At 43.9% G+C, this 20,366-nt stretch carries 16 protein-coding genes; 15 read left to right on the top strand and 1 reads right to left on the bottom strand.

Features of this window, described 5'->3' with window-relative positions; translation table 11 throughout:
- The first annotated feature begins 19 nt into the window (after nucleotides 1-19).
- The 10 genes from PHV77_03900 (at nucleotide 20) to holA (ending at nucleotide 12,932) form a co-directional block, all read left to right on the top strand.
- Nucleotides 20-4,051: a hypothetical protein gene (locus tag PHV77_03900; GenBank protein MDD5504441.1), complete on the top strand. Its 4,032-nt coding sequence runs from the start codon at nucleotides 20-22 to the stop codon at nucleotides 4,049-4,051.
- A 114-nt stretch (nucleotides 4,052-4,165) separates the two neighbouring features.
- Nucleotides 4,166-5,734: a hypothetical protein gene (locus tag PHV77_03905; GenBank protein MDD5504442.1), complete on the top strand. Its 1,569-nt coding sequence runs from the start codon at nucleotides 4,166-4,168 to the stop codon at nucleotides 5,732-5,734.
- Nucleotides 5,731-7,038: a hypothetical protein gene (locus PHV77_03910; GenBank protein MDD5504443.1), complete on the top strand. Its 1,308-nt coding sequence runs from the start codon at nucleotides 5,731-5,733 to the stop codon at nucleotides 7,036-7,038. The genes PHV77_03905 and PHV77_03910 overlap by 4 nt, the downstream gene beginning before the upstream one ends.
- A gap of 125 nt (nucleotides 7,039-7,163) precedes the next feature.
- Nucleotides 7,164-7,787, top strand: coding sequence for a polysaccharide deacetylase family protein (locus PHV77_03915; protein MDD5504444.1), 624 nt, complete (start codon nucleotides 7,164-7,166; stop codon nucleotides 7,785-7,787).
- Nucleotides 7,763-8,119 carry a helix-hairpin-helix domain-containing protein gene (locus tag PHV77_03920; GenBank protein MDD5504445.1) on the top strand — a complete coding sequence of 119 codons (357 nt, stop codon included), beginning with the start codon at nucleotides 7,763-7,765 and terminating at the stop codon, nucleotides 8,117-8,119. The genes PHV77_03915 and PHV77_03920 overlap by 25 nt, the downstream gene beginning before the upstream one ends.
- A 60-nt stretch (nucleotides 8,120-8,179) precedes the next feature.
- Nucleotides 8,180-9,778 carry a ComEC/Rec2 family competence protein gene (locus tag PHV77_03925; protein ID MDD5504446.1) on the top strand — a complete coding sequence of 533 codons (1,599 nt, stop codon included), beginning with the start codon at nucleotides 8,180-8,182 and terminating at the stop codon, nucleotides 9,776-9,778.
- Between the two features lie 117 nt (nucleotides 9,779-9,895).
- On the top strand, nucleotides 9,896-10,264 hold the full coding sequence (locus tag PHV77_03930) for a PilZ domain-containing protein (GenBank protein MDD5504447.1): 369 nt from the start codon (nucleotides 9,896-9,898) through the stop codon (nucleotides 10,262-10,264).
- A gap of 118 nt (nucleotides 10,265-10,382) precedes the next feature.
- Entirely contained in the window at nucleotides 10,383-11,357 is a 975-nt protein-coding gene (bamD, locus tag PHV77_03935) for an outer membrane protein assembly factor BamD (protein ID MDD5504448.1), read from the top strand.
- Between the two features lie 25 nt (nucleotides 11,358-11,382).
- Nucleotides 11,383-11,943 (top strand): LPS assembly lipoprotein LptE, encoded by a 561-nt coding sequence (gene lptE, locus PHV77_03940; GenBank protein ID MDD5504449.1) that lies wholly within the window; start codon nucleotides 11,383-11,385, stop codon nucleotides 11,941-11,943.
- Nucleotides 11,944-11,945: 2 nt separating this feature from the next.
- The gene (gene holA / locus PHV77_03945; protein ID MDD5504450.1) at nucleotides 11,946-12,932 is read left to right on the top strand and encodes a DNA polymerase III subunit delta; all 987 of its coding nucleotides are present in this window, start codon (nucleotides 11,946-11,948) and stop codon (nucleotides 12,930-12,932) included.
- Here holA and rpsT read toward each other — a convergent pair.
- Nucleotides 12,929-13,228, bottom strand: coding sequence for a 30S ribosomal protein S20 (gene rpsT, locus PHV77_03950; protein ID MDD5504451.1), 300 nt, complete (start codon nucleotides 13,226-13,228; stop codon nucleotides 12,929-12,931). The genes holA and rpsT overlap by 4 nt on opposite strands.
- A gap of 49 nt (nucleotides 13,229-13,277) precedes the next feature.
- Here rpsT and murJ point away from each other — a divergent pair, with 49 nt between their 5' ends.
- The 5 genes from murJ to secA form a co-directional block, all read left to right on the top strand.
- The gene (gene murJ, locus PHV77_03955) at nucleotides 13,278-14,831 is read left to right on the top strand and encodes a murein biosynthesis integral membrane protein MurJ (protein ID MDD5504452.1); all 1,554 of its coding nucleotides are present in this window, start codon (nucleotides 13,278-13,280) and stop codon (nucleotides 14,829-14,831) included.
- Nucleotides 14,810-16,258 carry an excinuclease ABC subunit UvrC gene (locus PHV77_03960; GenBank protein MDD5504453.1) on the top strand — a complete coding sequence of 483 codons (1,449 nt, stop codon included), beginning with the start codon at nucleotides 14,810-14,812 and terminating at the stop codon, nucleotides 16,256-16,258. Before murJ ends, PHV77_03960 begins: the two co-directional genes overlap by 22 nt.
- The gene (locus PHV77_03965) at nucleotides 16,215-16,529 is read left to right on the top strand and encodes an MGMT family protein (protein ID MDD5504454.1); all 315 of its coding nucleotides are present in this window, start codon (nucleotides 16,215-16,217) and stop codon (nucleotides 16,527-16,529) included. Before PHV77_03960 ends, PHV77_03965 begins: the two co-directional genes overlap by 44 nt.
- A 75-nt stretch (nucleotides 16,530-16,604) precedes the next feature.
- Nucleotides 16,605-17,706 (top strand): peptide chain release factor 2 gene (gene prfB / locus PHV77_03970; GenBank protein MDD5504455.1). Its coding sequence is split into 2 segments (ribosomal slippage): nucleotides 16,605-16,670 and nucleotides 16,672-17,706, totalling 1,101 coding nucleotides; the frame shifts between segments, so codons are not numbered across the junction.
- A partial coding sequence (gene secA / locus PHV77_03975) for a preprotein translocase subunit SecA (protein ID MDD5504456.1) occupies nucleotides 17,703-20,366 on the top strand: 2,664 nt, incomplete at its 3' end. The genes prfB and secA, both read left to right, overlap by 4 nt.

Here is a 20,366-nt window from a genome sequence, read left to right on the forward strand (position 1 = left end):
CTAAAAGAGGTAATAAATAATGCGAAAAATATTAACGGTAATATTCATAATGTCAATAGCTCTGTCATTTTCAGGCTTTGCGCATGCCTCTGATATTGAAGAAAAAACACAGTTTACCCCCTGCCAGTATAAGGGCGCTTATAAATATTACATGGACCGCGGTGAAAAATTTTTGTCCGATGAGCAATATGAGTCTGCTATTGAATCGTTTGAAAGGGCATTGATTATACAACCCAATTCCCAGCAGGCGCGCGCAAAAATCATAATGGCAAGAGAGTCTTTAAGCGGCAAGAAAACGATAAGCGGATCGTCGGGCAGGGAAAAGATTATACAATCAGCGGTAAATGAAGTATCCGAAACTCCGGAAGTTTACACCCAAGGCGCAAGACGCCCGGCAGACTCTAACCAAAAACCCGTATTTGCAGATTCCAGCTCAAATACTGCTATTCGCGAAATAAAACCTGCTGACACGCTAAGTTCCAGGGCTAAAAAAGCGTTTACCTATAATGCCCCACCGGCTTATAACGATGATGTTGACCGGACGGAGCAGATTGTTCGCAATGAGCCCTCGGATGAAACAAGGCCCTCGCAGTCCGAATATACAGCTCCTGCCGTAAGGCGTATTCCGAAGCCCGGTTATCGTATTACGCCGATCCCGTCAACGTTTAAAGCAAGAGAGCGGGACGCGGAAGCGGATGAAGAGACTAAAAAATATCCATATGAAAATTATCCTTCCGAGCTATCGTATCCGTTGCCTGATGACATGCCTTCATCCGGCGCCGAAGCAGGATCTTATGGCTCGGTTTTAAAATATCCCTCGGCTTTATTGCCTGCGGCACGGGAAGAAGACGAAACGCCTTCATTGTATTTAAAAGAACCTTTTGAATGCAGAATGCCGTTGTTTCAGGAATTCTCCGACGGTTTTAATCAAAAAATACAGGAAGGCTCCGGCAATATAAACAGCCATATAGCGCCTTCGGTTATGCGTGGAGAATACCGCATAGCTTTTGGCGCGGATAGCGGCGGTTTTTTATGGAAAGACGCCAACGCGGATTATCATAATATGCCCGGTAATACAAGCTGGAGATTTTTATACGGCGAAGACAGGCACAACAGCTATGACAAGGGCATATATTCCAGGTTAAAAGTTGATTTAGACGCGCATATAACCGATAATGTCAGCGGTTTTGGCCAAATGGTTATAGACCCATGGACCTTTGTGGGTAAAAAGAAAGTATATGTTACCGGGTCCGGCGGCGACAGTATGGAGCTGGAGTATAAATACTGGTCAAATACAAGGTCCACCATAAATGAGACTTACAGGACGGATAAAGGAGATATTGTCAGGATAAATGAAAACAAGGTAAAGGATGACAAAACGTCATCGGCCAGTTATACGGGGTTAACGGATTGGGGCAGTAACACGTTCAGCGTGCCGGAAGAAGAAATAGACAGGATGTATGTCCCTATAAGGAAACTATGGGTTGAGTATAATGAAGACCCGTACAATATGAAGGTATTTGCCATGGCCGGCCAGGAAGAAGCTCTTACATCCGACGATCCTTTGCGCTTGTCAAATAACAAAATATGGTGGGAAGAAAGCGCCTGGCTTGACAGATATGATGAAAGCCGTGTTTTTAGCAGAGCGAATAATCCTCTTAAAAAAGGACAGTGGGTCAGGAATCTGTCGTTTATGGCAAGAGACAGCGAAGATACAAGGCTTACATTTTTGCGCGGCGCATCATTTAACGCGGAATTTCCCAGCGGCACATCCATAAAAATGGTCGCGGCAACGCCAAGAAGCCTTTGGGATAGTTATGAACAAGCCTCAAGCATTCCCGCGGCTTTTGAACTACGCTCGCCTGTCACGGACAGGCTTACATTAGGCGGGCTATATACGTTTAAGGGCGGTGTATATAAACAGTCTTTAGAGGCAATGAATAATCTTGGTTCCATAGACGCGGCTTACAGGATTTTTGACAATGTTCAACTTTTAGGCCAAATGGCGGTAAGCAATATGAAAGTTGATGAGGCCAATGGTTATAGAAGTGATTATACCGGATATGCCGGAGGGTTTGGCCTGCAGAGCCAGGGCCCGATTAACGCGACCGGAGGCAAAGGGGACAGGTATGAGATAAAGGCGATGTTTACCAGCATGAACGATAGGTTTTTCCCCGGGCTTTCAAATTACAGGTTTACGAGAAAAGAGTTTGAATTCGCCAAGCATATATATTTTGATGATATTAATCCGGAGAATGAGGCTTCAATGTTTGGAGACGGGCTTGATGTCGGGCGCAATGCCTTTAATATTACCGCTAAGGCGCAATTCCCCGATATGCCGCTTGATACAAAATTTAATTTTAGGACCGTTTACAGCGATTCAAATGATCATATAGAGGATGTATACAGGCTTGAAGGCACTTATAAGCCGGCAGACAAACTAACGGTAAAAGGCCTTGGGTTCTATAAACATTTACCAAAAACAAAGCAGGGCATTGACCCTCTTATAAACGCCAAAAGCGCTTACAGCGCCTTTACCGATTATTTTGCTTATGAAGATGTGTGGCTTAAGAATGATGCCATTGAAGGCGGTAAAGACCCTTCTATCGGGGCCTTCTCCGCGGGCCTTCAATATGACCTGACCGATTATTTTACGGCTGAAGGCGTGTTTGAAACAACGAATGATCCTAAGGATTATCCGAGAGGTTTATTGAATACCGAATGGGTGGATGAATATTATAAAGAGGGTATTTTATGGGACCAAATCGTGCCCGCTCTCTATGGCCAGGGCCCGTTTGGCGTGCCGCCTTATAAATATTATAATATTTATAAGGCCCGGTTTATCTATTATCCTTTTGCTCCGTTAAAGGTCACTCTCAAGTATACTTATAATGAGAATAAATACGCCATGGCTATTGATGATAATCCAACGGCGCAGGGTATAGAATTGGAATTTAAGCCATGCCCCAGAACTACTCTCGGTTTCCTTTATCAATACACAAGGCAGAGAGATCTATATAAACAGGTCGTTACAAATGAGGGTTATAATTTTGACGGGCATCATAATATCTTCGCGGCTTTTGACTACCAGATAAATCAGGATCAGCATTTAAGAGTGATGTATGGAGCTTATGTTGGTTATGATTACGCGTATCCCGAGGAACACGATGATATAAATGCTTTGGATACAAGGCATATAGTCAGGTTTTCTTATACGGGTAAATTCGGCCCTTCTGATAAACGTGAAGGCGCCGCTCTTATTGATTCAAAGCCTAATGCCTTCGGCCCTCTCAATCCGGCAATACCCGGAGCGGCGCTTGTTGCCAAATTTTCCGGCGGCTGGGCCAATTATGAACAAGATGCCGACAGCGCTTCGGTCAAATCGGATTGGGACAATTATCTTTTAAGGTTTGACCTTGGGCTTGACGCCTATGACAGGGAATACTGGGAAGGCGGCATAAGATTAGGCTTATTTACCACGCTTGAAGACCAGGAGAAGTGGGAATATGAAGGCTTGGGTGTTTATCAGACCGATGATATGAGTTTGAGGGGCGCTGACATTAACGCGAATATCGGATGGGCCATAGCAAATTCTTCAAAATACGTATCAGTTACCCCGATGCTGTGTGCCGGATATAGAAGAGTGGAATTTTCCCGCGGCCAGATATCAGCTGTAAGCAATGTTTCTCAACTCGGAGAGGTTAGCGAGAACTTTAATATTACCTATGCCGGTATCGGCGGAAGAATTGACGCGGGCCCGGTCAACAGTTTTAATTTTTATACGGGAGGTTATTGGGCGCCGCTTGTTTATGCTCCGATAAATAACAGCCGTCTCGGCAGGCTTACCTGTGATAAAGGGGATATATGGCACGCGGAAGGCGGTATTGATTATGCCGTATCAGACCGTTTTGATTTAAATCTCGGTGGTTTTTATGATATGCAGAATTTAAGAAAGACGCAGAGAATAGACGATGGTATTGTCAGCCATGAAATGCCGGATAATAAACTTGAAACATTTGGCATTACTTTAGGCGGCCAGTATAGATTTTAATTTCTTTATATTATACCAAACAGTTGACAATGTATAAGAATAGGTGTATACTTATTAAAAGACTTTTAAAATATAATATTAAGTTTCAAGTTTAAATACCAAGGTTGTATCCATATGATTAGAAATATTTTATTTTTATTGTTAAGTTTCTGCGTAATCCATAGCGGTATTGCGATTGCCCAATCCGTAGGCAATATTAATGAGATGGTGTCTGAAAATCACGGTATTATACGTGAAAGTTTTTTTTCCGGAACAAACAGCGGTATAGTTGTGCACATACAGGATCTGCATTGTAATTATGACGCGCAGTTGTCCATTTATAATATACTAAACGAACTTATGGGTAAATATCGTATAGGCCTTGTTGCCATAGAGGGCTGTGTGGGCAGGCTTGAAACATCGCCCTATGCCAAACAACCAAACGACAGCATCAAAGAATCCACCGCCAAATATATGCTGAAGGCAGGACGCATTGACGGGGCGGGATATGCCCATATGATGCGGCATGGTGATTTTTTATTTTTGGGAGCTGATGACGAGGCACTACATCAGGATAATGTTGATGCCTACGTAAAATCGCTGGAGGCCGAAGCGGATAATGTCAGGTTTTATGATAATATAAAAAGTATATTAGATTCTATTAAAGCTAAAGCGTACACAAGCGCCCTTAAAGAGTTTGATGAAAAAATATCCGCGTATAAAGATGAAACGCTTGATTTTTCACAATACGTGCTTTACCTTGACGGATTGTACCGTGAAAGAGGTTATGACCCGGATGCTTACCCTGTTTTTATGAAATTAGTTTTAGTTGTTGAAAAAGAGTCTGGGATTGATTTTTTGAAAGTAGATGACGAACGGGCGCAATGTATTGAAAAATTAAGCCAAACGCTTGAACCCAGGCCCCTGTCGGAGCTTCTTGATAAAAGCCTTCATTTTAAGACCGGGGCTTTAAGCCCAAGGCTTTTTTATAATTATCTCTCTGATATGGCCGCCGGTCAAAAATCGGTTGACCTTAAAAATGATTATCCCCAGCTCGCCCTTTATATTGATTATATAAATCTTTATTCGGACATAGATAATACCGCTCTTTTTAAAGAGATTGCGGCTTTAGAAAACGCCGTTAAAGAGTCGCTTTTTACGGATGACGCCCAGCGAAAGATAGACAGGATGTATCACAATCTGCTTATCTTAAGGGACATGTTCAGCCTTAAGGTTACGGTAAATGACATTCAGTATTACAGAGCAAACAGGAAAGAATTTGTTCCGGCATATATAATAAATTTTATAACTGATATTGCAAAACGGTACAGCGTGTTATATGAGCTTGATCCTGCTTTTAGGGATATAGCCGCCAGGCTTCCTGACATGGAGAGGTTTTATAATATCGCGGAAGAGAGGGATGCCGTGCTTGTTAAGAACACTGTTGATGCCATGAAAAATAATAATGCCGATATTGCCGTCCTTATTTCGGGAGGTTTTCATACCGACGGCATAACGAAGCTTTTAAAGGAACGCGGTATATCATATATAGTTGTTACCCCCAATATAGAATCACTCGGCCCCCCCGGCCTTTACAGGTCAATATTATTAGGCGCGAAAAGCGGGCTTGAAGAATTCATTCAGCGCGCGGAAGAATACGCGCGGCATTACAAAGAAAATATACAAAAAAGGAGCTTATCATGAAAAATAAGAAATTAGCTTTTTGCCTGAAATCTTTTTTGATATCAACGATAGCTATATGTGCCGGATTTATTGCGTATAATAATACGATTAAGGATGCAACCGGTACCGACGCGGAAAAGAACCTTGGCCCGATGAGGGCACTGTATCACGCTGGCAAGTCTCTGCAGGATTTCCAGGATTCTTTAAAAAATATAGACGGGGTAAAGCGGGTTTTAGAAAATATCCAAAGCTCAAAAGAGATGCCCGAAGGCGCTGTGCGTATAGAAAATGTAGGCGATGATACTATATATCTTATCACTGTGCCTATTGAAGGCGGTAAGTTTGTTATGTTTGCCGTGTCTTTGAATGACCAGTCAGAAGAGGTAAAGGCTGTATTTCACGTAGACGAGGAATTGTCCAAACAGTTTAATATGTTTGTGGGTATTCCGGAGCAGGCTATTACTGAAGCGAGTATAATCGCTGAAGAAGAGCAGCAGGCCAAAGGCAAAGGCCAGACTCCCACCAAGTCTTCTTCCGCGGGTATTGTTGAACAAGCAAATGAAATCCGTGGAAATATATTGGCCGTGGATCAAAACCTATTTAACAAGTTATCAACAAACGCGAACATCATGACAGCAGATACGCTTAAAGAATATATGAAAGATATTGGTGCTTTACAAAAATTATTAGAAGATACTGCCGCTAAATCGCCCGAAGCAATGGCTGAACTTCATAAAGACATTGAGAAGCTTGATGTGTCGCTTGAGACCATGAACAGAATTTATGAAACATCATTAAGGGCGCAGGAAACGGGCATCAGGGACACTAAAGGCACTATAGTTATTAATGAGAATGAGATACCCGAGAACCAGAGGGCCATATTGACAGCCATGCTTGACAAGGCAAGCCCTTATCTCCAGGCGCTGGAAAGCAAGCTTGGCTGTGTTATCCGGCTGTTATCACAGTATTCTCCCCAGACTGACCGTAACGCTGATATGATAGCGATATCCAGCCAGCCGATTGAAGGTATAACAAAAAATATTGACATACAATCAGTGGCTTCCGACGGATATATGCCTTTGGAACAGATAATAATCCTGGCAAAGGGCCTTTTGGCCTATAATCCGGAGACAGCGGTATCATTAAGTTCTGTGATAGGCCAGATGTATAATTATATTACAAAGTCAACTTTACCTCAGAGCGTTCTGGATGTCTTTTTGCAGACATCAAGGTTTGTGCTGGACTTACCGGCCCTTGTCGCTATAGATCCTTCGTATTATGAGCATTTGCACAAGCAGGCTTTGTCGGCATTGATATCGGCTTAATAATTTGTCTTGAATATGAGGGCAGCGGGCTTCTTAACAGGGCCTGCTGCCGTCTGTAATTATACCGGTTTTTATTTTCCTCGTTTTATTGACTTAAGCATTTTTCGTTTATTAAGATTAATATTATGAATTCTCCCTTCCGGCGCAGAGTGGCGCTTACCTTTGATGATGGCCCCAACAGCGAATACAGCCTGCAAATTCTTGATATACTCAAGTCGCATAACAGCATAAAGGCCGCGTTTTTCTTCCCGGGCAAAAACGTTGAACGCGAACCGGATACTGCGTTAAGGGTCAAGCAAGAAGGCCATGATATAGGTAATCACTCTTATAGCCACCCGCATCTTAACAGGTTATCGCCTGCAGATTGCGCGTTTGAGGTTGAACGGACAGAAAAGGTTTTTAAGGACTTGCTCGGTATCAAACCGCGTTTTTTTCGCCCGCCTTACGGTGAATATAACTTAGCGATAGAACGTTTTATCACGGCAAAGGGTTATAAGCTGGTTCTCTGGGACATGAAATGTTATTCTATGGACTGGATGGGGTATTCTGCGCGCAGGATCGCGGATGTTTCCACGCAAAAGGCGCGTGATGGCTCTATAATACTTCTGCATGACGGAAGAAATATTCAGTATAGGCCCTGCCGCCGCAATACCGTAAAGGCCCTTGGTATGATAATTGAGATATTAGAAGAGAAGGGGTTTGAAATAGTGCCGCTTAACAGCATATGCGAAGACTGGAAAGAACTATAGCCCTCTTTATTGCCTGTGGTATTATTGTGTCAGCAGGCATGTCGTATTACTCCAAGGCAAATATTCCCGCCTGCCGTGGCGCGCTTATTAAGACAGACGGTATTAGCAGTGCTAAATCGGAAATATCTCAAAAAGGCATAATAAACCTCAATACCGCGGACAGGCACGCGCTTGTTAAATTACCCGGCATAGGCTATAAACTTGCCGAAAGGATCATTGAATACAGATTATCGCACGGGCCCTTCTCTGTTGTGGAAGATATATTAAAGGTAAAAGGGGTTGGCAGGAAAAAATATGAAGCCATGGCCAAACAAATTACTGTCCGCGATTGATCTATCCGCCGCTTACATTGCCGGCGGTATGCTGGTAAAATATTGTTTTGCAAGCTACCCATGGCAAAATACGCTATGCAGTCAAAATGGGTTATAGTAAATATCCTGCGCAGGCCCACGGCAGGCTGTTTTGTTTTTTTGGTATTCGGTATTATTTTTTCTCATTATGTAAATTTGGATTTTTTCATCGTTCTGTCCGCTGCCGTTATATTAGCCTTTCTTGCGGGAATTTCAGCCATAAAGTTCGCGCGATTTTTCCCTGCTTTGTTTTTTGCCCTTATATTCGCGTCGGGTGTTTTGCTGCACTCTAATTTTCATATTTTATCAAAAGATAATATCCGCAATGTTGAAAAAAGTGAAGGGGTTGATTGCTATTTAAACGGTATCGTGGAATCGCTTCCTTCATACGCGTGGCAGAAATGGGGCCAAAGGCGTTGCAGTTTTTTATTCAGTATATTGCATTATGATAATGGCAATACTTACAAAAAAGCACGCGGCCTTGCCTGGGTTACGATCCGTGACAATGATACGGAATACGATTCGGGTGATAATTTGATCATACGAGGCACAATAAAAAGAACGGACGATTCTATGGCGGATAATGGCAGGGGAAGTTATCTGAAATACCTTTACCTTCAAGGTGTTCACTGCTGTTTGGATGTCAGAGATGACGACGATATCGCCCACTCCGGCAGGCCGCGCGGTTTCTTTCCGGCAAAATGCGCTCATAAGTTAAGGCGGGGGATGGAAAAGCGCATAAAAAGATACCTGCCCTATCCGGATTCAGCCCTGCTTAACGCCATGCTTCTGGGAAGGCGCGAATTCATGCCCCCGCATATATCAGATCTTTTTATCAGAACGGGTACAATGCATATTTTGTCGGTAAGCGGGCTCCACGTCGGACTCTTATCGTCGGTATTCTTTTTTTGTCTTAAGTTATTCCGCCTGCCTAAAAAATACATTATCACCATCGTTATATTTTTTTTGTGGATATACGCCTTTATCGCGGGTTCCCGGTCGCCGGTGGTCAGGGCGTCCGTTATGATTTCCGTTTACCTATTATCCGTAGTCCTTGAAAGGGATTTTGATATTTTTTCAGCCCTTTTTTTCGCGGGATTGCTAATATTGCTTATTAATCCTATGCAGTTATTTAACGCGGGTTTTCAGCTTTCTTTTGCCTGCGTATTTTTTATTGTGTATCTTTGCCCAAAAATTGAATCCGCTTTTTTACCAAGCTGTTTTAGACCGGGCAAATCCATTAGACAAAAAAATACGGGAAAGTTTATGCCATATCTGTTTAAAACTTTCTTTTCATCACTTGCTGTTTTTGCGGGCGTCTGGCCGTTGGTTGCTTATCACTTTGGAATAATATCTCCCGTTACGATAATTGCCAATTTATTCGTGGTCCCGCTTCTGGCGGTCTTATTAACAGCGGGCATAATACTTGTCTGTATCCCGGGATTATTTTGGCCATTGGCTTATGCCTTTTCCTGCCTCAACCACGCGTTATTTTATCTGCTCCTGCGCATCGTAAAGCTTTTTGCCGGCCTGCCATACGCTTTTTTCAACACTGAATATATACCATTGTGGCTTATAGGGGTTTATTATATTATACTTCTTATTGTGGCAGAGGCTTTGCCCGACCGCAAGATGATGTAGCTTATAGAAATATTACTTTTGATTTATTTTTAAAAAAGTTTTAAATGGAGCTTGACAACATTATATATATAATGTTATAATCACGTATAAATAGTTCAACATTGTCGGGGGAAAATAATGCAGCCTTATGTTAAGGAAAAGAGGTCATATCCTCGGATAGAGGCCAGGCTTCCGTTTCAGTTTAAAGATATACAGAGACCTATAGAAACCTATACAGGTTCTCTTACAAAAGACGTAAGCACCGGAGGGGTTCGTTTTATCTCAAACGAATTCCTTTCAATTTTTACAAGGCTTATTCTGGAGGTTTCTGTTCCGACTTTTTCCAAACCTATAAAAGCGATCTCAAAAGTTGCCTGGATACAAAAGGCCCCGCGGAGTTCCTCTTATAATGTGGGCTTGCAGTTCGTGGATATGACAGAAGAAGACAAAAAACATCTGTCAAATTTTCTGGCAAAGTCTCCCGCCCCTGCTTCGGTTATACCTTAAAAATTCTCTTTTTATTGCCTCTGTTGCGTTTATTTTGCCCCATGTTCCGCTTAATCGCCTATTGACAAAAACAGCGCGCAATGATATATTAAACTGATATACAACAAGTTTTTATCCTATGAGAATCTATTTAAGACTAATATATATTATTATATTTATCCATTTGGCGCATGCCGGCACAGGTTATTGCTACTGGGTCTGGACGCCTGAAACAAGGAAATGGATAAACCCCAAATATGCCCCCAAAGACACCCCCAAAGAACAGCTACTTTATGCTATGGATTTTTTTGAGGCTAAGGATTACAAGAAAGCGCTTTCGGAATTTGGAAAGATAATAAGGCACTACAGGCGCTCTGAAGCGGCGTCAGAGGCCCAGTATTATATGGGACTCTGCTATGAGAATATGGATTATCCTTATCAGGCATTTGAGTCGTTTCAAAAAGTTATTGATGATTATCCGTTTACCCAGAGAACCGAAGATATCGTGAACCGGCAGTTTGATATAGGCAACAGGCTTTATGAGGGGGAAAAAACAAAATTCTTTGGGCTCAAATTTAAGGCATTGCCCGAACAAATAATAGATGTGTATAAAAAAGTAGTCTCCAACGCGCCATACAGTCCAAACGCCCCCGTTGCCCAGTTTCGCGTAGGAGAGCTTTATAAGAAGATTAGTTTCTATCAGGAGGCTAGAGAGGCTTTCCAGAAAATAGTTGATGATTACCCGGACAGCGATGTCGCGCAAGAGGCTAAATTTCAGCTTGCTCTGACAGCCTCTGTTGCTTCGTCAGGAAGCAGTTATGACCAGTCTCTGGCCGAGCAGGCCCTGGATGAGTTTGAGGAGTTCAAGAGGTCTCATCCCGACAGCGAATTGGTTAAAACAGCCGAAAAAGAGAAACGGGAGATAATTGAAAAACAGGCCGCTCATTACATGGAGAATGCCAGGTTCTACGAGCGGTTAGGAAGGTATAATTCGGCGGCAGTCTATTACAAAAAGATCCTTGACGAATTCTCAAGTTCTTCATTCGCGCCAAAGGCGCTTGAGAGGTTTGAGGCTGCTCAAAAACGGGTAAAAAGTAAAGCGGCCGGGAAATAACAGCCCCGCGCTGGATCTGGAAAATATGAAGAAATATATTTTTTTATTGTCATTATGCCTTTACTGCTTGCCCGCCTTAGGCGCTTTTTTTATTTCCGGCTGCGGGTATACCACAGGCTCTCTTTTGCCCCCGCACTTAAAGACAATAAGCGTTGAAAATTTTTCTAACAAGATACCCATAACCGATGAGGTATCGGATCGGCGCAGGTATAAGACCTATAGGCCTTTGCTTGAGGTTGATGTGACCAGGGCGATAATAGACAGGTTTATATTTGACGGCCATCTCCGATTGGCCCAAAAAAAAGACGCGGACCTTATAATGGAGGGCAGTCTTGTTGATTTTAGAAGAGAGCCTACCAAATACGGCTATAATGATACTATAGATCAGTACAGGATTGCCATATTTGTTGATCTTAAGCTTGTGGAAGCCCAGACGGGTAATGTCGTGTGGTCGGAGCATAATTTTGCGGGCAGTGAATATTATTTCACGTCAGGCCAGCAGGCCAAGAGCGAGGATGAGGCTGTAACAGATGCTATTAAGGATTTGGCAAGAAGGGTAGTTGAAAGGACCATAGAGGTCTGGTAAAGATGCGCCAAGCTGGTAATATCCCACCCAATAAACATGCCGCTGTCTATTTACTAACCGGAGCCGATGAGTTTAGAAAAAGGCTATGCCTGGATAAGCTTAAGAGAAAAATTATGGGCGAAGCTGCCGACGCCTTTAACTTTAATCTTTATTATGCCAGGGATATATCCGCGGCTATTATCATAGATTTTTTGCAGACTTTCTCAATTACAGGTTCGCGCAGAATGGCCGTTCTTGTTGAACCGGAGGTTTTTTCTGAAGAGGACAGAGGCCATCTTATGGCGTATATAAAAAGTTGCCGGCCTGAAAACGTATTTCTTGTTATGCTGGGCGGAAAGTCTTCCGTGAAACTGCAGAATTTCTCCAGGTCACTGCCTGACTGCGTTGATAAGATTGATACGACTATTGATGATGAAGACGACATATCTGACTGGGTTATTCAAGAATTCGGCAAAAATGGCAAGAAAATAAATCGCGCGACAGCAGCTCTTATCTCCGGTTCTGCCAGGCAAGATATGGGAAGGGCCTTGTCTTGCATTGAACAGGTAAGCGCTTATACAGGAGCCAGGCAGGATATTACGGAAGATGACGTGGCGCTTTTTTTAGATGCTCCTTGCGAGAGCTCAACATTTGCCTTGTTGGATGCTACAAACGCTAAGATGCCCGATAAGGCACTGCTTGTTTTAAACGATTTGCTGAAGACAAACCTGTCTCCAACGCAGGCAATAGGATTAATGGCGTGGCATATCATCAGGCTTTTGAAGGTCAAAAAAATGATTTCTGCCGGGGCGTCATTGCAGGATATGATGGCAGGGCTTAAAACAGGTTCTTACAGATTAAACAAACTTATAGCGCAGGCAAAGGGTTTTTCACTGGTAAAGCTTAAAAAGAACCTGCAAAGCCTGTCCAATACGGATATCTGGATAAAATCAAGCAATATAAACGATAGCTATCTGTTAGAGGCGCTTGTCGTAAAACTTGCCGGTTAAACGGGATGATTCTTATCTTTGGCAGGCAAGCCTTTTTTAAGTTTTGATATTTTTAATGACAGGCGTGATTTTTTACGGTCGGCATTCTGGCGCTTTATTAGATTTTTCTTGGCTGCCTTATCCAGTTTAGACATTAGGACGCTAAAAAACTTTGACGCCTCTTCGGTCTTGCCCCCGGCTATAAAGGCGTTTAATTTTTTGGTAAGGGTTTTAAGTTCGGACAGCATCGCGGTATTGTGAGGCCTTCTTTTTTTATCTTGTCTTATTGATTTTTTTGCCGATTTTAGATTAGCCATATTATCCTCCGATAATGTGAAATGATAATATAACATAACAGAGCAAGCCATGTCAACTAATAAATCTATAGCAAAGTCCGCGGGTATTATAGGGCTGGCAACGCTTTTAAGCCGCGTTCTGGGCTTTGTCAGGGACATAATGTTCGCGGCCCTTTTCGGTACCGGCATAAACGCGCAGGCTTTTATCGTGGCATTTAGGATACCTAACCTTATGCGCGACCTGATAGGTGAGGGCGCTACAAATTCGGCGGTTGTGCCTGTCCTGGTGGAAGAGCTTAATCTTAAAGGCAAAGAAGCGTTTTGGAGCTTGGCCAATATTTTATTAAAGCTTGTCCTCATTATATTGTGCGCATTGACAGCAATAGGGTTTCTGCTTTCAAAACCCATAGTGCTTGCCTTGGCTCCGGGGTTTATTGAAAACAGCCTGAAATTTGATACCGCGGTAGTCCTTACGCGGGCGATGTTTCCGTATCTTATATTTATAGGTTTCGCCGCTTATGGTATGGGGGTTTTGAATTCTCTCAAACATTTTACTGTGCCCGCTTTTGGGCAAGGGCTGTTGAATATTTCGCTTATCTTATGTATGTTTATATGGAGGCAGGATATAACAGGCCTTGCCGTAGGCGTATTGGCAGGCGGTATACTGCAGGCATTGAGCCAGGTTCCCGTGCTTTTAAGAAGCGGTATGCTATTTACCCAAAGAGGTTTTTTCCATCCACAGGTAAAAAAAATATTCCGCCTGCTTTTACCCAGGGTTTTTGGAAGCGGCATATACCAGATCAATGTCTTTGTCGCGACCGCGCTCGCTTCAATAGGCAGAATAGTAGGAGAAGGCGCGGTAGCCGCTCTTTATTTCTCAAACAGGATAATGCAATTGCCGCTTGCCATATTCGCGATAGCGCTTGCCCAGGCGTCCTTACCCGAACTTTCCGGCTATGTAGTCAATAAACAGGACAGGGAGTTTTCATTATCCATAAATTTTCTTTTAAGAAGCGTTTTTTTTCTGCTTTTACCTGCCGCGTCAGGGCTTGCGGCATTATCAGGCCCGCTTACAAAGGTACTGCTTCAGCGCGGCGCTTTTGGCAGTTATTCCACGGGCATAACCGCCAGCGCGCTTTTCTACTGTTCGTTCGGACTTTTATCGTACGGGGCCATAAAGATACTTGTAAACGGGTTTTATGCCATGCAGGACACGAAAACGCCTGTAAAACTTGCAGCCGTGTCTCTTGCAGCGAACATAGCCTTTAGCATAGCATTTATGTTCAAGCTTAAGGTAGGCGGGCTTGCTTTGGCAGGCTCTCTGGCAGGCGCTCTTAACGCGGTAATGCTTTTTCTTGTCTTGAAAAAAAAGGCGGGCACTTTTTATGAAGGAATGCTGTTTGTGTCATTGTTGAAAATTACGGCGGCATCGGCCATGACAGGAGTTGTTTCTTATTGGGTATATTCATTTTCATTAAAGAGCATGCCGCCGCGAGGCGCTTTTTCAATAGCGGCCCTTTTTCTGGCCATATGCGCGGCAATAGCTTTTTACGCGATAGCCTGCTATTGTTTTCGCGTTAGAGAGTTTGAGGAGTTAAGATCTTGGATATCAAGGAAAAGATAGGCTCTATCCCCGATTCGCCCGGAGTGTATATTTTTAAGGACAAAGAATCCGTTATTATTTATATCGGGAAATCAGCATCTTTAAAAAAGCGGGTGAGATCTTATTTTTCGGGCCATTGCCACGGTAAAAAAACCGCCCTGCTTGAAAGTATTTCGGAAATTGAATATATACGTACTTCCACCGAATCCACGGCGCTTCTGCTTGAATCAGCTCTTGTCAAGAGGTATAACCCAAAGTTTAACGTACTGCTTAAAGATGACAAGGCGTATCCGAGGCTTAAGCTGTCGGTGAACGAAAAATATCCAAGGCTTACGGTGGTCAGAAAATTGAAATCCGACGGGGCGGTATATTTCGGCCCGTTTACTGATGCCAGCCTCTTGTCGGAGGCGGTTAAATTGTTAAGAAGGACATTTCCTTTAAGGTCGTGCCGTAATATGCCTTCAGGCAATTCCAGGAAAGGCTGTCTTAACATGCATATCGGCCAGTGCCTGGCGCCGTGCACGGGTGATGATAGAAGGGCCGAATACCTTGCCTGCGTTGAGGAATTGAGATTGTTCCTTGAAGGCAAACAGCAGGACCTTTTGGATATGTTGTCACGAAAGATGAAGGAGGCCTCGGATAACAAAGATTACGAAAAGGCCGCGGCCGTCAGAGACCGCATAAAGGCTCTTTCCGCCCTGTTTTTGACAACATACAACAGTTCCGAAGCCCGGGGCAAGGCCTCTGCCGCCGCAAATGAGGCTGATCTGTTGGAGCTTGAAGAGCTAAGGTCTTTGTTGGGCCTTTTGCGCCAGCCTATGACAATAGAGGCCTTTGATGTTTCAAATACAAGCGGCAAAGAGGCCGTGGGTTCTATGGTTTGTTTTAAGCGGGCCAGGCCGTGCAAGGATTCTTACCTGCATTTTAAGATTAAGACAGTTGATGTAATAGATGATTATAGCATGATGCGTGAGATAGTTTATAGGCGGTATAAAAAGAGTTTGGCGGAACAAATTCCTATGCCCGACCTTATTTTAATTGACGGTGGACGGGGCCATCTGTCGGCGGCCAAGGCCCAACTGCGTTCTCTGGGGATAATGAATGTCCCCGTAGCCGGTATTGCCAAAAATCCGGATAAGCTTTATATACATGAGAAGAAGGACCCTGTTCTTTTAGGTAAATACTCCGGCGCCTTGTTGTTATGCCAGAGAGTAAGGGATGAAGCGCACAGGTTTGCCATAACGTATCACAGGCATTTGCGCGCCAAAAAGACAAAGCGTTCAGAGCTCGACAGCATAAAAGGAATAGGCCCTAAGAGAAAAGCCGAGCTAATTAAATATTTTGGTTCGCTTGACAAAGTCAAAACAGCCGATATAAGCCAGCTTAAAAAAACGGCATTTATCAATGAAAAAGAAGCAAAAGCGGTCTACGACCATTTCAGAGTTTAGGCAAAAAGTATACGATGCTGTTTCCCGCATACCGGCGGCACAGACCAGGACGTATAAAGACATTGCCCTGGAAATAGGGCATCCGCGCGCCTGGAGGGCTGTCGGAAATGCCTTGAATAAAAACCGGAATATAGGGCTGGTTCCATGCCATAGGGTTATAAGATCAGACGGTTCTATAGGAGGTTTTGCCAAAGGCGCCGGGGCAAAACGCCGCATGCTGCTCAAAGAGGCCCGTATTAAATGCGCCAAATCTTGCCGCGTCCGGGCTTGATTGTCATAAATAGCATAGAGAACAAGCAAAATCAGCTTGTAAAAAACCGCGCGCTGTGATATTCTCTAAACTGCCATGCAAGAAACGATAAAATCACAAATAGAAGAAATAAAGGGTAAGCTTAACTGCCTAAGGGGGTATCTTTGACATACCCAATAAGCTCGCCGAGATCTCTCATATAGAATCAACCATGTCTGCCCAGGGTTTTTGGGCCAATCAGCAGAAGGCCAACGAGATAATTACAAGGCTGAAATTTCTTAAGGCCACGACAGAGCCTTTCAATTCCTGCCTGAATGGATGCCGCGACATAGAAGAACTATTTTCTATAATAGACGATGGAGACGAGCCTTCCATAAAAGAGGCGTCTGTTGAGCTGGCCCGCCTTAAGGCTTCTGTGGACAGCCTTGAGTTTAAAAGCCTTTTAAGCGGAAGGCATGATATCAACAACGCTATAATTAATATCAATTCCGGGGCCGGAGGCACGGAATCATGCGATTGGGCAAACATGCTTTTGAGGATGTATTGCCGCTGGGCCAATATTATGGGCTATGAGGTTGACAATATTGACCTATTGCCCGGAGAAGAGGCTGGAATAAAAAATGCCACCATTATCATCAAAGGAGACTGGGCATACGGTTATCTTAAGGGTGAAAGAGGCGTCCACAGGCTTGTGCGCATATCCCCTTTTGATGCTAATAAGAGAAGGCACACGTCTTTTGCGTCGGTGGATGTCATAGCCGAGGTAACCGATGATATTGATATAGAAATAGCTGAAAAAGACATCAAGGTAGATGTATACCGTTCAAGCGGGTGCGGCGGCCAGAGCGTTAATACTACCGACTCCGCTGTCAGGATAACGCATATACCTACCGGTATTGTCGTGCAGTGCCAGAACGAGCGTTCTCAAATAAAGAACAGGGTTATCGCGATGAAGGTATTGAGGGCGCGGCTCTATGAGAAGAAACAGCAGGAAATGAAAGAGCAGATGGAGAAGGCCCATGCCGCCAAACAAAAAATTGAATGGGGCAGCCAGATACGCTCGTATGTTTTTCATCCTTATAATATGGTAAAAGACCACAGGACCAAGGAAGAGACTTCAGGCGCCCAGGCTGTTATGGATGGAGAGATAGACAGGTTTATCCAGGCGTTTTTAAGGTTTAAAAAGGCAAATACATGATAAAGTGGATTGTAAAAAAGATATTTGGTTCGCAAAATGAAAAAGAGTTGAAAAAAACGGAGCGCGTATTGTCCATGGTTAATGCCCGCGAACAGGTTGTGGCGGCGCTTCCAGACGAAGAGCTGCGCGCCAAGACCGAAGAATTCCGCCGCTATCTGGCTGAAAAACAGCAGGCCTGCTCGGATGAAATAATAAAACTTAAAAAACGCGTTGACGAATCAACGAACCAGGCGGCCAGGGACAAAGAAAAGGCATGTCTTAAGAAATTTTACAACAGCATGTTTGATGAGATATTGCCGGACGCCTTTGCCGTTGTAAGAGAGGCGGCGAAGAGGGTGATAAACATGCGCCATTTTGACTGCCAGATAATCGGCGGATATGTCCTGCACCAGGGCAGGATATCGGAAATGGCCACCGGCGAGGGCAAGACCCTGGCGGCAACGCTTCCCGTTTATCTCAATGCCTTATTAGGCAAAGGGGTGCATGTCGTCACCGTTAATGATTATCTTTCACGCCGCGACCGAGAATGGATGGGGCCTGTATATGAATTTTTAGGTTTGTCTGTGGGCGTGATACAGCATGATATGAATGCCCAGGACAGAAAAGCCGCTTATGGCGCGGATATAACATATGGCACGAATAATGAATTTGGTTTTGACTATCTACGGGATAATATGGTGATATCCAGGCAGGAGATGGTCCAGCGGGAGCCTTTTTTTGCCATAGTTGATGAGGTTGACAGTATACTGATAGACGAAGCAAGGACGCCTTTGATAATATCGGGCCCTGCCGAAGCGTCCACAGACAAATATTACAAGATTGACAAGATAATACCCCGGCTTGCCAAGGGCGCGCGTGATGAGAAAACGAAAGAAGAGACAGGCGATTATATTATTGATGAAAAAGCCCGCACGGCGTATCTCACCGAGGCAGGTGAAGTAAAGGCCGCGGAGCTTCTGGGTATAAAGGACATGCATACCATTTCATCTATGGAATACAAGCACCACGTTAACCAGGCGCTAAGGGCGCATTGTAATTTTAAGTGTGATGTTGATTATATAATTAAGGACGGACAGGTGGTAATTGTTGATGAATTCACCGGCCGCTTGATGCCCGGCCGGCGCTGGAGCGACGGACTGCATCAGGCGATAGAGGCGAAAGAAGGCGTCAAGATTGAAAATGAAAATCAGACCTTGGCTACTATTACCTTTCAGAACTATTTCCGAATGTATGATAAGCTTGCCGGCATGACCGGCACGGCGCTTACTGAATCAGAGGAGTTTTTAAAGATCTATAACCTTGATGTAGTGTCTATTCCGACCAACAAACCCCTTTCCAGGACGAATTTCCCCGATGTCGTTTACCGCACAACCAGAGAGAAGTTCAACGCCATTGTAAATGAAATAGAGACCTTTTATAAACAAGGCCGGCCCATATTGGTGGGTACTGTATCTATTGATAAATCAGAGCAGATAAGCCAAGTGCTTAAAAGAAAAGGCATACCGCATAAGGTCTTAAACGCCAAATACCATGAATTTGAGGCCCATATTATTGCCCAGGCCGGCGGTAAGGGCGCTGTTACCATAGCTACCAATATGGCGGGAAGAGGCACTGATATATTGCTGGGCGGAAATCCGGAATTTAAAAGGGATGATACTGTCGCAAAGATGCTTGCTTCCGGGAAAGACGTAGCAGAGGATGAAAAAAAACGCATTCTTGATGAATACCGCCAGGATGCGAAAAAAGCGCATGACGAGGTTACGAAATTGGGCGGGCTTCATGTTATAGGTTCGGAGCGGCACGAAGCGCGCAGGATAGATAATCAGTTAAGAGGCCGTTCGGGCAGGCAGGGGGATCCGGGTTCAAGCAGGTTTTTCATATCGCTTGAAGACGACCTTATGAGGATATTCGCTTCGGACAGGGTGATGCGCCTTATTAATTTTTTCGGGCTTGAAGAAGGTGTTCCCATCGCGGAGCATAGGATCGTGGCGCGTTCTATTGAGACTGCCCAGAGAAGGGTGGAGTCGCATAACTTTGAGATAAGAAAGCATGTCCTTGAATATGATAATGTAATGAACAAGCAGAGAGAGGTTATTTATTCCGAGAGAAAAACCATATTAGAAAGCGCGGACCTGAAAGAATATATATTTAATATGATTGACGATGTCACTGATTCGGCCATGTCTTTACACGCGGCAGAAAACCTTCACTGCGAAGAATGGGATTATGCCAACCTTGCCAATTGGGCAAGAGATAAATTTCTTGTCAAGCTTGATAAGGAAAAGATGACAACTTTAAGCCGGCAGGAATTGGCGGACTATATTGTTGCGGCGGTCAAAACAGCGTATGAGCAGAAAGAGAAAATGATATCCGCTGATAAAATGCAGGAGATAGCTAAATTTGTTTTATTGCAGGCCATTGATACAAAGTGGAAAGACCACCTGTTGGGCATAGACCATTTAAGAGAAGGCATACATCTTAGAGGGTATGGACAAAGAGACCCCCTTGTAGAATACCAGAGGGAGGCTTATGAGATGTTTATGTCCATGATAGATTCTATAAGAGATGATTCGCTCGGATATATATTCAGGATACAAGCCATAGAGACCCAGAATGCCCAGGGAGTTTTTGGTTCTGTGCCGCGCAGGTTTGTGCACGAT

Source organism: Candidatus Omnitrophota bacterium, assembly GCA_028716165.1.
In the GTDB taxonomy this organism is placed as follows: domain Bacteria; phylum Omnitrophota; class Gorgyraeia; order JABMRG01; family JABMRG01; genus JAQUQI01.

What these genes read in the sequence shown, in the direction of transcription:
- rpsT (MDD5504451.1), bottom strand. Translation starts at nt 13,228, where the DNA reads ATGGCTAATCTAAAATCGGCAAAAAAATCAATAAGACAAGATAAAAAA.
- bamD (MDD5504448.1), top strand. Translation starts at nt 10,383, where the DNA reads ATGAGAATCTATTTAAGACTAATATATATTATTATATTTATCCATTTG.
- PHV77_03920 (MDD5504445.1), top strand. Translation starts at nt 7,763, where the DNA reads ATGCGAAGACTGGAAAGAACTATAGCCCTCTTTATTGCCTGTGGTATT.
- PHV77_03965 (MDD5504454.1), top strand. Translation starts at nt 16,215, where the DNA reads ATGAAAAAGAAGCAAAAGCGGTCTACGACCATTTCAGAGTTTAGGCAA.
- murJ (MDD5504452.1), top strand. Translation starts at nt 13,278, where the DNA reads ATGTCAACTAATAAATCTATAGCAAAGTCCGCGGGTATTATAGGGCTG.
- lptE (MDD5504449.1), top strand. Translation starts at nt 11,383, where the DNA reads ATGAAGAAATATATTTTTTTATTGTCATTATGCCTTTACTGCTTGCCC.
- PHV77_03900 (MDD5504441.1), top strand. Translation starts at nt 20, where the DNA reads ATGCGAAAAATATTAACGGTAATATTCATAATGTCAATAGCTCTGTCA.
- PHV77_03930 (MDD5504447.1), top strand. Translation starts at nt 9,896, where the DNA reads ATGCAGCCTTATGTTAAGGAAAAGAGGTCATATCCTCGGATAGAGGCC.
- holA (MDD5504450.1), top strand. Translation starts at nt 11,946, where the DNA reads ATGCGCCAAGCTGGTAATATCCCACCCAATAAACATGCCGCTGTCTAT.
- PHV77_03910 (MDD5504443.1), top strand. Translation starts at nt 5,731, where the DNA reads ATGAAAAATAAGAAATTAGCTTTTTGCCTGAAATCTTTTTTGATATCA.
- PHV77_03915 (MDD5504444.1), top strand. Translation starts at nt 7,164, where the DNA reads ATGAATTCTCCCTTCCGGCGCAGAGTGGCGCTTACCTTTGATGATGGC.
- PHV77_03925 (MDD5504446.1), top strand. Translation starts at nt 8,180, where the DNA reads ATGGCAAAATACGCTATGCAGTCAAAATGGGTTATAGTAAATATCCTG.
- PHV77_03905 (MDD5504442.1), top strand. Translation starts at nt 4,166, where the DNA reads ATGATTAGAAATATTTTATTTTTATTGTTAAGTTTCTGCGTAATCCAT.